Annotated in this window: 9 protein-coding genes and 2 pseudogenes; 2 read left to right on the top strand and 9 right to left on the bottom strand. The window is 60.7% G+C overall.

Features of this window, described 5'->3' with window-relative positions; translation table 11 throughout:
- Nucleotides 1-118: 118 nt before the first annotated feature.
- The gene (gene aspT, locus AC3IX1_RS13330; RefSeq protein ID WP_489388557.1) at nt 119-1,810 is read right to left on the bottom strand and encodes an aspartate-alanine antiporter; all 1,692 of its coding nucleotides are present in this window, start codon (nt 1,808-1,810) and stop codon (nt 119-121) included.
- Nucleotides 1,811-1,835: 25 nt separating this feature from the next.
- Entirely contained in the window at nt 1,836-3,446 is a 1,611-nt protein-coding gene (locus tag AC3IX1_RS13325) for a mechanosensitive ion channel family protein (RefSeq protein WP_489388556.1), read from the bottom strand.
- 143 nt (nt 3,447-3,589) lie between these two features.
- Here AC3IX1_RS13325 and AC3IX1_RS13320 point away from each other — a divergent pair.
- Nucleotides 3,590-3,679 (top strand): annotated as a pseudogene (locus AC3IX1_RS13320) (outer membrane lipoprotein carrier protein LolA); the annotation flags it as partial.
- Between the two features lie 6 nt (nt 3,680-3,685).
- Here AC3IX1_RS13320 and AC3IX1_RS13315 read toward each other — a convergent pair.
- Nucleotides 3,686-4,141, bottom strand: coding sequence for a hypothetical protein (locus AC3IX1_RS13315; protein ID WP_489388555.1), 456 nt, complete (start codon nt 4,139-4,141; stop codon nt 3,686-3,688).
- Between the two features lie 274 nt (nt 4,142-4,415).
- Nucleotides 4,416-4,778, bottom strand: coding sequence for a DUF6124 family protein (locus AC3IX1_RS13310; RefSeq protein WP_489388554.1), 363 nt, complete (start codon nt 4,776-4,778; stop codon nt 4,416-4,418).
- Between the two features lie 649 nt (nt 4,779-5,427).
- On the opposite strand from AC3IX1_RS13310, the pseudogene AC3IX1_RS13305 reads away from it, so the two are divergent.
- Nucleotides 5,428-5,961: pseudogene (locus tag AC3IX1_RS13305) on the top strand (RHS repeat-associated core domain-containing protein); the annotation flags it as partial.
- 619 nt (nt 5,962-6,580) lie between these two features.
- Here the strand turns inward: AC3IX1_RS13305 and AC3IX1_RS13300 are convergent.
- The 5 genes from AC3IX1_RS13300 to AC3IX1_RS13280 all read right to left on the bottom strand — a co-directional run bounded on the left by AC3IX1_RS13300 (nt 6,581) and on the right by AC3IX1_RS13280 (nt 12,502).
- Nucleotides 6,581-7,285 carry an NAD(P)H-dependent oxidoreductase gene (locus AC3IX1_RS13300; RefSeq protein ID WP_489388553.1) on the bottom strand — a complete coding sequence of 235 codons (705 nt, stop codon included), beginning with the start codon at nt 7,283-7,285 and terminating at the stop codon, nt 6,581-6,583.
- A gap of 9 nt (nt 7,286-7,294) precedes the next feature.
- The gene (locus AC3IX1_RS13295; RefSeq protein WP_489388552.1) at nt 7,295-8,941 is read right to left on the bottom strand and encodes an ABC transporter ATP-binding protein; all 1,647 of its coding nucleotides are present in this window, start codon (nt 8,939-8,941) and stop codon (nt 7,295-7,297) included.
- Between the two features lie 2 nt (nt 8,942-8,943).
- On the bottom strand, nt 8,944-9,771 hold the full coding sequence (locus AC3IX1_RS13290) for an ABC transporter permease (protein WP_489388551.1): 828 nt from the start codon (nt 9,769-9,771) through the stop codon (nt 8,944-8,946).
- 3 nt (nt 9,772-9,774) lie between these two features.
- Nucleotides 9,775-10,734 (bottom strand): ABC transporter permease, encoded by a 960-nt coding sequence (locus AC3IX1_RS13285; protein WP_489388550.1) that lies wholly within the window; start codon nt 10,732-10,734, stop codon nt 9,775-9,777.
- Nucleotides 10,735-10,900: 166 nt separating this feature from the next.
- Complete coding sequence (locus tag AC3IX1_RS13280) at nt 10,901-12,502, bottom strand: ABC transporter substrate-binding protein (protein ID WP_489388549.1); 1,602 nt, start codon at nt 12,500-12,502, stop codon at nt 10,901-10,903.
- Between the last annotated feature and the right edge of the window lie 21 nt (nt 12,503-12,523).

Below are 12,523 nucleotides of genomic sequence, written 5' to 3'. Positions count from 1 at the left end.
AATCAGATGCACCTGTGGCGAGGGAGCTTGCTCCCGCTGGACTGCGCAGCAGGCCTGTTTTTAAGAGAGGGGTCGCTTCGCGACCCGACGGGAGCAAGCTCCCTCGCCACAGGAATGGCTACCCCGCCACCACAAACACAATGATCGGCCCACACACCGCCAACAGCACATTGGAAATCGCATAACACACGGTAAAGCCAATCACCGGGGTGTTGCTGCCGGACTGCTCGATGATCTTGTTCATCGACGCCGCTTCGGTCTGCGCACCGGCCAGGGCGCCGAACAGGATCATCGGGTGCAGGCGCAGCACATAGCGGCCGAAGTACAGCGCCACCAGCGGTGGCACTATGGTGACCACGGCGCCGGACAGCAGCAATGCCAGGCCTTGTTCCTTCATCGCGGCAAAGGCTGCAGGCCCGGCCAGCAGGCCGACCACCGCGCCGAACGCGGTCAAGCCGAACTCGGAAAAGGCCCATTGCGCAGCCGGCGGCAATGCGCCGATTTCCGGGTGGCGCGAGTTGTACCAGCCAATCACCAGCGCGGCGACCAACACCCCGCCACCGATGCCCAGCTCCACGGGGATCATCCCGATATGGGTCGACAACAGCCCCAGCAACGAGCCCAGCACCATGCCAAGGGTGTGCACGGCGATGTCGCTCTTGTAGTTGTTCTCGCGAATCCGCCCTAACCGCTTGGCCACCGCTTCGACACTGGCGGTGCGGCCGGTCAGGGTGATCACGTCACCTCGACGCAGCACGGTGTTGGGCAGCAAGGGCAACTCGTAGCCCTGGCGAGTGATGGTATTGATGAAGCAGCCCAGGCGCCTGGCGCTTTCCATCCGGCTTTTCGCCTGATGGATCGTCTTGCCGGCGAACTCAGGCGAAGTCACGACGATGTCCACCTCGCGGGTCGGGAAAGACAAGGATTCGGCATGGTCGATTTCCGGCCCGATCCACTGGGTGAGCGTGCCCACGGCTTCGCGCAAGGCATAGACCCCGACGATATCCCCGGCCATCAGCGTGAAAGCTTCGTCACGCTCGAAGACTTTTCCCGCACGCACCACGCGCTCGACGGTCAGCGATTCATGCTGTTTCTCCACATCGGCAATACGCTGCCCATTCGCCGAACCATTGGCGGCCACCTGGTGGGCACGCACGACAATGCGGGTGTAGGGCACGGTGATCGCGTCTTCTTCCTTGGCGATGCCCAGCTCCAGTTCCAGCTCCCGTGCCGAGGCTTTGAGGTCCACGCCCAATAGTTTTGGGGCAATGCTGCCGACGAAGACGATCAGGCCGATGGTGCCGAACAGGTACGTGATCGCGTAGGCAATCGCCATGTGGCTGTTGAGTTGGGCCCTGGCCGCAGTGTCGATCGACAGTTGATTGATGGCGCTGGTGGCGGTACCCATGATCGCCGTATCGGTCAGTGCGCCGGCGCCGAGCCCGGCGGTGAAACCGGCGTCGAAATCGAACACCGCATTCATCAGCAAGATCGCCGCCAGCGCCGTCCCGCACAGCACCACGCTCAACACCACCAGTTTCAACGTGCCGCGATTGAGGCTGCCGAAAAACTCCGGCCCGCTCTTGAAGCCGACCGCGTAGATGAACATCACGAAGAACACCGACTTCAATCCGGTCGGCACCTCCAGCCCGATCTGGCCGATCAGCAGCCCCATCAGCAGCGCACCGGCCACGGAACCGAGGTGGAAACTGCCGATGTGGATGCGCCCGATGAAGACGCCCAGGGCAATGGCCAGGAACACCGCGATTTCCGGGTCAGTCCGCAGGGCGTGGAGAATGAACTCAAGCATGGTGCGAACTCCCTTTCAGGCGAAATCAGGATTCCTTCGGTTCTTGCGCGGGGGCCGGGTACCACTTGTCCCTGGGCACCCATTTCTCTTGTTGCGGATCGCCCAGGTAGTGCGGCGACATGATCTGCACGCCGTACTCGTTGAACACATCCTGGATGTTGGCGTGCAGCATGCTCAGCAGCACGGCGCGCGGCCGAGGCTGGCTGGGAATGGCCTGGGCCACCAGCCGGTATTCCGGGTAGAAGTCCGACAATGCCGTCTGGAACACCTGGGCCGGCGGTACCTCGAGAATCCCCGGCGTGCGTTTCGCGGCCTCCAGCAACATCGCCTCCACCTGCCGCCACGGTGTGTCGTAGCCGATGGTCACGATGGTGTCGACCACGTAGCCGGGGCCTTGTACCACCCGCGAGTAGTTCTTGGTGACGGTGCCGGTGATCATCGAGTTGGGCAGGGTCAGCACCTCGCCCAGGCCGGTGCGAATGCTGGTGGTGAACATGCCCAGTTCGGTCACCGTGCCTTCGTAGTCGCCGATGCGCACAAATTCGCCGGGGCGCAGGGTACGGGTGTAGGTCAGGATCAACCCCGCCGCCGCCTGGCCCACCACGCTGGTAGCACCCAGGGAAATCATCAGGCCGATCAACACCGACAAGCCTTTGAAGGCATCGGTGCCGGCACCCGGCAGGTACGGGTAGGCCATGGCCAGTGCAAACAGCCAGATCGCCAGGGACGTCAGGCGTTGGGTCGGTTGCAGGGTTTCATGGTTCAGCCAGCTGAGGGTTCCCGGTGCAGCCATGCGCCGCAGTATCCGCCGCATGAACGCGGTTGCGCCGCGGGCGATGAAGAAGATCGCCAGCGCCACGCCCAGCCCGGGTATGGCACCGACGATCCCTTGCAGCAGATAACCGCCGAGCTCCAGCAGATAGTTGTTGAGGCTTTCGCCCCAGGGACGGGTATAGGGAAAGCGCGACAGGACAAAGCCCAGCCATTCGTACGTCAGCAGCAACACGATGATCCAGCGCACCAGCTCCAGCAGGCGGCTGGCCAACGGATACAGGTAATTGGCGTCGACCAGCGGAACCCGTCCGACTTTCAGGGCCTGGGTGTGCCGATGCATCAGCTCGGGCAGTTTCTTCAGCACTCTGCGCCGCAGGTACGACATGCCGAACAGCAGCGCGATGTAAATGCCGGTGGCCAGCAACGTGGCGACTACCGAGCGCAGGATCAACCGCAGGCTGCGGGCCTCCTGGGTTTCGGCCACGACCTGGCGCAGCTTGCCGGCCGCGGCTTCGGCGGCCTGCTGTACCGAGTCGAATTCGGTCTCGTCGAAGTCCTTGGGCGAAACGATAAAGGCGCGCCGGCTACCCAGCAGCACCATGTAGCTTTTCATGATCGGATCGATGGAGACATTGAGATCGTCGGCGTCATCCAGCGCCTCACCGATCACCGATTTCGCCCGTTTGACCCGCGACGCCGGGGCTTCTCCAAGGATGGTCGCGCGAAACACCATGATGCTGCGGTTGGCCACTTTCAATTCAACGGGAGCATCAACCACTTTCGGCGCATCTTCGGCCCACAATTGCACCGACCAGAACATCCCGAAAACAGTAAACATTACAGCGAGCAGCCTGCTCCGCATGTGTCGGATCCTTACTTCACAAAATTCAAATCGAGGGTACGTACCGCAGCGTAGTTCACCGATGAACGGTTGTCAGATTTGAACTACAGGCCGTTTCTTTACCCGTCTGCTTCCTTGTCCTTGTAGGAGCGAGCTTGCTCGCGATGGTCGTTAACGATGACACTGGGCACCTGACAGTCCGCGGCGCACTCAGGTTTTTCGCGAGCAAGCTCGCTCCTACAGTGTGTTGCGTACCTGATTCAAGGATTGACCTGATACCCCTTGCCCTGCAGACAGCTGCTATAAGCCGACGCGGTATTCGCCTGTGTGGTTTTCTCGTCCGCCCGGCGTTCCTGGCGCTGACGCGAGCCACCGACCACCATCCCGGCCGCTGCCGTCGATTTGGCCCGGTCCTGGCGATAGTCCTGTTTCCTGTCATCGTCGACACGATCATAAGCTTCGTCGTGCTGATTGCCGCGCACCTGGGCAGCCGTCGCGCCAGCGGCAGCCCCCACAGCGGCACCCTTGACCCTCCCGCCGGAAGGCGTGGAAGACGTCGAGGCGCTTTGGCTGGCGGCGATGCTGTTGCATTCGTTGATGTCAGCCTGGGTTTGTTGCGAACTCTGCCCTTTCATCGGCACCACCGATTGCGCCCAAAGCGGGCTACTCAAAACCGACAATGCGATGCACAGGCTGACCGGTGAAAACCTATTCATGATGACCTCCGACAGGCTTGCCGCAATGGGCAAGCCTTGGGGCGACTGGCGGCGGCAAGCGACGCCATGCGTCGCCCTGCCGATCGGGTGGAACAACTGAAAAGTGTAGTTCAACGGCCCCGCAGAGAAGGACTTGCGAACAAGCGGTGGGTGTTGTGTGGGAGCGAGCCTGCTCGCGAAGGCGGTCGACCAGCCAGCATCTATGCCGGGAGTACTGGCGCCATCGCGAGCAGGCTCGCTCCTACAGGTCTATCGGAGATATGGAGATTTGTGGTTACTCAGGCGGATCGAGCTGATCCAGCGCCCGGTTCACCGCCAGCTCTCCGAGCATGATCACCTGCGCAATGCCCAGCAGCGCATTGCGGCTGGTTCCTTGCAGATGATCCACCAGATCGTTGGCCATGACATGGGCCGATGCCAGCGACTCGCAGGCGTGCACCAGTAAGGTCTCGACATTGAGTTCGGGATTGACGATGAACATGGAACTAGGTTTACGCGGCGTGGCCATGATGCCGGGGCCGGGGTTGAGGTAATGATCAAGGGCGCGCTCGGCGGCTTCGTGGAGTTTTTGGGAGTCGAGGGTTTCGTACGGGGATGTCGGATCGGTGTCCGGCGGGTTGGGTGTGACTTTGAACATGGATGAAACTCCTGGATGTAGATGAGGAGCCATCAACCTTCGCTACCAAACGATGGGTGGCGGCCATACGCAGGTTGGTAGACCGGCCCAGGAACCCGGCGCATCCGAAGACGCCCTACGCATGGCCACCATTAAGCAGAGAAAAAACTCTGCAAAGCGTGGTGCTCTGCGCCTGGATAACCGGGCTACCAAACCCGATCGCTACTGTTTTGCAGCGACCGGCCAACGATAGAACCCGCCCCCAAGACGCACAAGCCGGCGGATTCTGGCGTAGCTGTAGGCAAAGACGCAAGCCGTCGTAGCTTGCGGGAAGTAACGCTGACAGCCGTTAAACACCCATTAAACACACGTCAATTTGAACTGCAAATACAAAAACTGTGGGAGCGGGCTTGCCCGCGATAGCGGTGGCCCAGTCAACATAGATGTTGAAGCTGATACCCCAATCGCGGGCAAGCCCGCTCCCACAGGGATTTGTGTGGGTACTCGGGCATCTGCAACAACACCAATCATTGTAGGAGCGAGCCTGCTCGCGATGACGTCAGTACAGCCCGCGCAATTCTCGGCCCACCTACTATTAGCTCTGCTAGTACCCGCCGAAAGCAATTGAACCCAAACTCAGGCTTTCACCCCCGTGAGAGTAGGAGTCACCATGTCTTCCCCTCAAAAAGTCCTGATTTGCCGTTATCGCTATGATCCACTGGATCGCCTCACCAGCCACACTCTGTCCGATACCCCGGAACGTCATCGTTTCTATTGCAAAAGTCGCCTGGCCACCGAGGTACAGGGTGCGGTCGGACACTCAATCGTCCAGCACGACGACCTGCTGCTGGCGCAACATCAGCGCCAGAACGGAGTACTCGACACCACCCTGCTAGCCACGGACCTGCAACGCTCGGTGCTGAACACGCTCAAGAGCGGCCAACAACCACAACCCATCGCCTATTCCCCCTACGGCCATCGCTCCGCCGAAAGTGGCATGAGCAGTTTGCTCGGGTTCAACGGTGAACGGCCGGATCCGCTGACCGGGCATTATTTATTGGGGAATGGATATCGGGCGTTTAATCCGGTTTTGATGCGATTCAATAGTCCAGACAGTTGGAGTCCGTTTGGTGAGGGAGGATTGAATTCGTATAACTACTGCAAGGGCGCCCCAACTAATTTCAGCGACCCAACAGGTCACATTATAAAGCCTGTTAGAAATTTCTTTCAAAATATAATAAACAAGAAGAACATCAACAGAGAGATTGATCAGCTCATTTCAAAAATCAAACAAGATGCGGAAACTTTCAGAAAAAACACAATCGAACGACTGCAAAAGAGTCAATACAATTTTATTTATAAACGCCATCTCACCACCCCCAATCTTAGCGACCCCCTTTCACTCAAAACCCTCGCATTAGAAGCAACACCCCCATTACAACTTCAAACAATAACACCCCACATAATTAAACCAGACATAGCTCTGGAAATTTTTACGAACGAAATGCGGCATAACACACATATGGACAGCAATACAGCAATTAATAAAATCCGGGATGCCCTTGGCGGCCCAACAGGAAGCGAATCGAGTCCAAAGAGTGAATTCTACAATTACGCCGCCCAGACTCATAATGGTCTTCGCGATCTTGCGAGAAGGGCCAACAACGAAATCCGAAACAAAAACAAAGTGACAAATAAAGTTATAAGAAATGCGATAGCGCAAAAAAACGTTAACTTTAATCTGGACACCCGTTATTTCATCCAATTAAAACCGGCAAACGGACTGGATCTGCGATACATCTCAGATCCAGTCAATGTAAAAGTTAGCGGCCAATTGGATAGAGCTTGTCATCAAACTCCGCCAACTTCGGAAACACCAGCGGCTGATCATCACTCAAATGCTGCAGCCGCTGCCCGTAATCAACCAGAAACTGCTGGCGCGCCTCATCACTGATGTACGGCACATGCCACGCCACAAACGGCTCCAGCACATCGAACCCGACGTACGCCAACGTGCCACGCAGGATCGGCCGCAACATATCCTCCAACGGCCCATGAATCGCGCCCTCCCCAAACATGTGCTCACGCCCGCCCAGGGTCACGGTCACCAGCGCCTTCTTCCCAGCCAGACCACCCTGATCATAGAAACGCTTGCCGCCGTAGCAGATGCCGGACACCAGCACCCGGTCGATCCAGCCCTTGAGCATGGCCGGGGTGGAGAACCAGAAGATCGGGAAGTTGAGGATCAGCAGGTCGGCCCACAGCAGCTTGTCCAGTTCAGCCTGGATGTCCGCCGCCAGCGACTGGCTCTTCACGCCCAGGCGTTGTTCCAGGGCATAGACCAGGTACTCGGGGTTTTCCCGATTGGAGAAGTCGGCGTCGCTGGCCACCGGGTTCCAGTTCATTTTGTACAGGTCGCTGACCTGCACTTCGTGGCCCTGGGCTTCGAGGGAGGAAACAGCCTGGTCCCGCAGGGCGGCGGTGAAGGATTGCGGCTCCGGGTGAGCGTGGACGATCAGTACTTTCATGGTGGTTCCTTAGACTTGTTCCAGCGTATCGGTTGAAGGTGTGGAAGCGCGCGACGCCAGCAACCGGTCGAGCCAGTCGGGGTCCATTTGCGGTTCGGAAGAAAACAGCAGCCCGGTGTAGTCCTGATGCGGCGGAGTGAAGATCTGGCTGCGCGAGCCGTGGTCCACCACCCTGCCCCTTTGCATGACCAATACCTCATCGGCAATGGCCCGCACTGTAGCAACATCGTGGGTGATGAACAGGTAGGCGACACCCAGCTGTTGCTGGATGCGGTTGAGCAATTTCAGTACGCCCTCGGCCACCAGTTGATCGAGGGCCGAAGTGACTTCATCGCAAATGATCAGTTGCGGATCAGCCGCCAGCGCCCGGGCGATGCAGATGCGTTGCTTCTGCCCGCCGGACAGTTCCCGGGGCTGACGCTCCATGAAGGTTGCCGGGTCGAGTTCGATCATTTCCAGCAGTTCGGCGACCCGGGCGCGCATGGCCTTGCCCTTGAGGCCGAGGTAGAACGTCAGCGGCCGGCCGATGATGTCGACGATGCGCTGCCGCGGATTGAGCGCGGTGTCGGGGATCTGGTAGATCATCTGGATGCGCCGCAGTTGTTCCTTGCTGCGCTGGCGAAAGTCCGCCGGCAAGGGTTCACCGTCGTACAGCACCTGGCCGTAAGTCGGCGGCAGCAAACCGGTGATCAGCCGCGCCGTGGAGCTTTTGCCGCTACCGGACTCGCCGATCACCGCCAGGGTCTGGCCGCGATACAGCTTCAGGGAAACGTCGTGCAGCACCGGTTGCTGGCCGTAGCTGGCGCAGCTGTTGCGCAACTCCAGTAGCGGCTGTTCCTGCTGCGGGCAAGCCTTGGGCTCGGTGCGAAAACTGCGCACCGCCCACAGCGACTTGGTGTAGTCCTCCTGCGGGTCGCCGAGCATCTTGCGAGTCTCGGCCTCCTCCACCAGTTTGCCGTGGCGCAGCACCATGATGCGGTCGGCCATCTGCGCCACCACCGCCAGGTCGTGGCTGATGTAGATCGCCGCGCTGCCGTAGGTCGCCACTGCATCACGAATGGCGGCGAGCACTTCGATCTGGGTGGTGACGTCCAGCGCGGTGGTCGGTTCGTCGAAGATGATCAGGTCCGGATGACAGGCCATGGCCATCGCCGTCATGACTCGCTGCAACTGGCCGCCGGACACCTGATGCGGATAGCGCTGGCCAATGGTTTCGGGATTGGGCAGGCGCAGCACCCGATACAATTCGACCGCGTCGCGCATGGCCTCTTCGCGGCTCATGCCACCGTTCTTCACGGCGGTTTCGACGTGTTGATCGATGAGTCGATGGGCCGGGTTGAACGAGGCCGCCGCGCTCTGTGCCACGTAGGCAATGCGCAAACCGCGCAACTTGCGCAGGGCTTCGGGCTTGGCCTTGAGCAGGTCGATGCCGTCGAAGTGCACCGAGCCGCCGGTGATCCGGCAGCCGTCGCGGGTGTAGCCCATGGCCGACAGGCCGAGGGTCGACTTGCCCGCGCCGGACTCACCGATCAAGCCCAGCACCTCGCCCCGTTGCAGGGTCAGGTCGATGCCCTTGATCAGCGGATGCCAGGCGTCTTCGTAATGGCCTTCGATGTGCAGGTCGCGGATTTCCAGCAAAGGTTTGGTTGTCGTCATGTTCAGCACTCCTTGAGGCCGCTGGATTTGTGCAGCAACCAGTCGACGACGAAGTTGACGCTGACCGTGATCAAGGCCACGGCCAGGGCGGGCAACAGCGGACTGATGTCGCCGAAGGTAATCAGCACGGCGTTGTCGCGCACCATGCTGCCCCAGTCGGCGGTGGGTGGTTGAATGCCCAGGCCGAGGAAGGACAGCGCACTGATGAACAGGAACACGAAGCAGAAACGCAGGCCGAACTCGGCAATCAGCGGTGCCGCCGCATTGGGCAACACCTCGCGGGTCACCAGCCAGCACAGGCCTTCACCACGCAGGCGTGCGGCTTCGACGAAGTCCTGCACCACGACGTTCATCGCCACCGCGCGAGACAGGCGAAACACCCGGGTCGCATCCAGCAGCGCAATCACCAGCACCAGCGAGGTCGCGGTGGTGCCGACCACGCTGAGGATCAGCAAGGCGAAGATCAGTTGCGGAATGGCCATGAGGATGTCCACCACCCGCGACAAACCCTGATCGACCCAACCGCCCTTGATCGCCGCGATCAAACCGCAGGTGCCACCGAGCAAAAACGCCAGGACGGTGGTGAGGAAGGCAATGCCCAGGGTATTGCGCGCGCCATAGACCAGGCGGCTGAACATGTCGCGGCCCAGGTTATCGGTGCCCAACAGGAACTGCCCGCCCCATGGCTCAAAGCCCCCGCCCACCACCTGGGTTTCGCCGAACGGCGCCAGCACCGGCGCGAACACCGCCACCAGCACGTACAGCAGGATCATCAATAAACCGAACTTGGCGCTCAGGGGCGCCCGCCATACTTGTATCAACAGGCTCATGGTCTACCCCTTCGGATGCATCAGGCGTGGGTTGCTGGCAATCGACAGCACATCGGCGCTGGTGTTGAGCAGGATGTAGGTCGCGGCGAAGATCAGGCTGCAGGCCTGCACCACCGGGATGTCACGTTTGGCCACCGAGTCCACCAGCAACTGGCCGAGCCCCGGATAGACAAACACCACCTCGACCACCACCACGCCGACCACCAGGTACGCCAGGTTCAGCGCCACCACGTTGACAATCGGCGCCAGGGCATTGGGCAAGGCGTGACGGAAGATGATCCGCGACTGGCTGATGCCCTTGAGGCGGGCCATTTCGATGTAGGGGCTGGCCAGCAGGTTGATCAAGGATGCGCGGGTCATGCGCATCATCTGTGCGATCACCACCAGGCTGAGGGTCGCCACCGGCAACACCGAGCGCTCCAGTATCGTGCCCAACGAAGCGTCCGGCGCCAGGTTGGAAATGCTCGGGAACCAGTTGAGCTTCACCGCGAACACCAGGATCAGGATGTAGGCGACGAAGAACTCGGGGAACGACACCGCGCTCAGGGCCGAGGTGTTGAGCAAACGGTCGAACCAGCTGTTGCGGTACAACGCCGCGAGCATGCCCAGCAGCAAGGCCAACGGCACGGAAACCAAAGCCGCCAGCAGCGCCAGGCTGAAGGTGTTGCCCAAACGGGTGCTGACCAGATCGGCGATCGGCCGCTGGTTGGCCAGCGATACACCGAGATCACCGTGGAGCAACTGCCAGATCCAGTGGCCGAAGCGGGTCAGCGGCGGCAAGTCCAGGCCCAGTTGCGCGCGGTAGGCCGCCACGGTTTCCGGGGTGGCCGACTGGCCGAGCATGGCTTGGGCAATGTCGCCCGGGAGCATGCCGACGGCCAGGAAGATGATCACTGATACGGCAAACAGGGACAGCAGGCCCAGAGCCAGGCGCTGCCCCAACAGCTTGAAAATACTTCTCATCGTGCGGTTCCTTGAAATGGGCACGCTGGTGCAGATTGCACATATCCACTGTGGGAGCTGGCTTGCCAGCGATAGCGGACTGTCAGGCAACATTGATGTTGAATGTGCCACCGTCATCGCGGGCAAGCCCGCTCCCACAGGGATCTTCGTTGCATCGACGATAGGCTTACGCCTGCCACCACCGCTCGATCACCCGCAACCCATCCAGCTCGCCATAGGGCGCGGTCTGCCCGCCGTGAACCACGCGGTTGGAGCGCGCCGCCACCGAGCTGGCAAACAACGGCACAATCGCCCCGCCCTCGTCCCGGCACAGCGCCTGCATTTCGTTGTACATCTCGCGGCGCAGCGGGTCGTTCATCTCGCCGCGGGCGGCGTTGAGCAGTTGGTTGAAGCGCGGGTTGTCCCAGTGGGTTTCGTTCCACGCAGCGCCTTTGGCGTAGCCGATGCTGAACATGCGGTCGGCGGTCAGGCTGCTGTACCAGAACGAGGTGGTGAACGGTTGCTTCATCCACACGTTGGAGAAGAAGCCGTCCGCCGGCTCGCGCACCACGTCGATGTCGATACCGGCCGCGCGGGCCTGTTCCTTGAACAACACCGAGGCGTCCACGGCACCGGTGTAGGCTGCATCGGAGGCTTGCAGGCGCACCTTGAGCGAATCCAGGCCGGCCTTTTTCAGGTAGAAGCGCGATTTATCCGGATCGTAGGTACGTTGTTCCAGCGCGGTGTTGATGAAGCGGCTGCCGGGCTGGATCGGGTGGTCGTTGCCTACCAGGCCGTAGCCGTGCAGCACCGAGGCCAGCAGGGTTTCGCGGTTGATCGCGTGTTTCATCGCCAGGCGCACGTCGTTGTTCAGGAACACCTGGCTGTCGGTGAGCATCGGGAAGGTGTAGTGCTGGGCGCCTTTGGTTTCTTCGATGATCAGGTTCGGGTTGCGCTTGAGCAGCGCCACGGTTTTCAGGTCGACCTTGTTGATCACATCCACTTGCCCGGTGACCAGCGCGTTGACCCGTGCCGCGCCGTCGGAGATGGCAATCAACTCGGCACTGGCGAAGTGCGCCCGGCCCGGTTTCCAGTAGTCGGGGCTGCGTTCCAGGGTCATGCGCACGCCCGGCTCGAAGTCCTTGAGGCGATAGCCACCGGTGCCGGCGCCAGCCTGCCAGTCCGCCACGCCATCCTTGCTCGGCATGATCGCCAGGTGGTAGTCGGCGACCACATAGGAGAAGTCAGCGTTGCCCGAGTGCAGTTCGAACACCACGCTGTCGCTGCCGTTGGCACTGACTTTGGCCACGTCGCCCAGCACGGTCTTGGCCGCCGAGGTGGAGTTCTCGCCGAGGTGATGCTGAATCGAAGCCACCACATCGTCGGCGGTCAGGGTCTTGCCGTTGTGAAAGGTCACGCCCTGACGGATTTTGAAGGTCCAGATGCGCGCGTCCGGGGTCGAAGTCCAGCTTTCCGCCAGTTCGGGGATCGCCGTGCCGTCGACGGCAATTTCGGTCAGGGTGTTATAGACCGCCGAGAAGCCGACGAAGGTAAAGGTGTCGGCCCAGGAGCCCGGATCCCTGGAGTCGGTGGTGCTGCCTCCAGCCAGGCCCAGACGCAGTACGCCGCCGGGTTTCGGCGTGGCCTCCTCGGCAAAAGCGCCAAACGGCAGCCCCATGGAGAACGCCCCGGCCACCGCCGCGGCGGCCGCGCTGTACTTGAGGAAGTCTCTACGCGGAAAACTGAATTCATGGTTCGCTTGAGTAATCTTGTTTTTGTTATCGCTCATTGCATTGCCCCTGATCAAAAG

It is taken from the genome of Pseudomonas sp. KH_046_2 (assembly GCF_057838985.1).
Note: the sequence above shows the minus strand (reverse complement) of the source record. Positions and strands in the feature narration are given on the sequence as shown.

Excerpts from the sequence above, each read along its gene's own strand:
- AC3IX1_RS13315 (WP_489388555.1), bottom strand. The coding sequence starts at position 4,141 with ATGAATAGGTTTTCACCGGTCAGCCTGTGCATCGCATTGTCGGTTTTG.
- AC3IX1_RS13285 (WP_489388550.1), bottom strand. The coding sequence starts at position 10,734 with ATGAGAAGTATTTTCAAGCTGTTGGGGCAGCGCCTGGCTCTGGGCCTG.
- AC3IX1_RS13325 (WP_489388556.1), bottom strand. The coding sequence starts at position 3,446 with ATGCGGAGCAGGCTGCTCGCTGTAATGTTTACTGTTTTCGGGATGTTC.
- AC3IX1_RS13300 (WP_489388553.1), bottom strand. The coding sequence starts at position 7,285 with ATGAAAGTACTGATCGTCCACGCTCACCCGGAGCCGCAATCCTTCACC.
- AC3IX1_RS13280 (WP_489388549.1), bottom strand. The coding sequence starts at position 12,502 with ATGAGCGATAACAAAAACAAGATTACTCAAGCGAACCATGAATTCAGT.
- AC3IX1_RS13295 (WP_489388552.1), bottom strand. The coding sequence starts at position 8,941 with ATGACGACAACCAAACCTTTGCTGGAAATCCGCGACCTGCACATCGAA.
- AC3IX1_RS13290 (WP_489388551.1), bottom strand. The coding sequence starts at position 9,771 with ATGAGCCTGTTGATACAAGTATGGCGGGCGCCCCTGAGCGCCAAGTTC.
- AC3IX1_RS13310 (WP_489388554.1), bottom strand. The coding sequence starts at position 4,778 with ATGTTCAAAGTCACACCCAACCCGCCGGACACCGATCCGACATCCCCG.
- aspT (WP_489388557.1), bottom strand. The coding sequence starts at position 1,810 with ATGCTTGAGTTCATTCTCCACGCCCTGCGGACTGACCCGGAAATCGCG.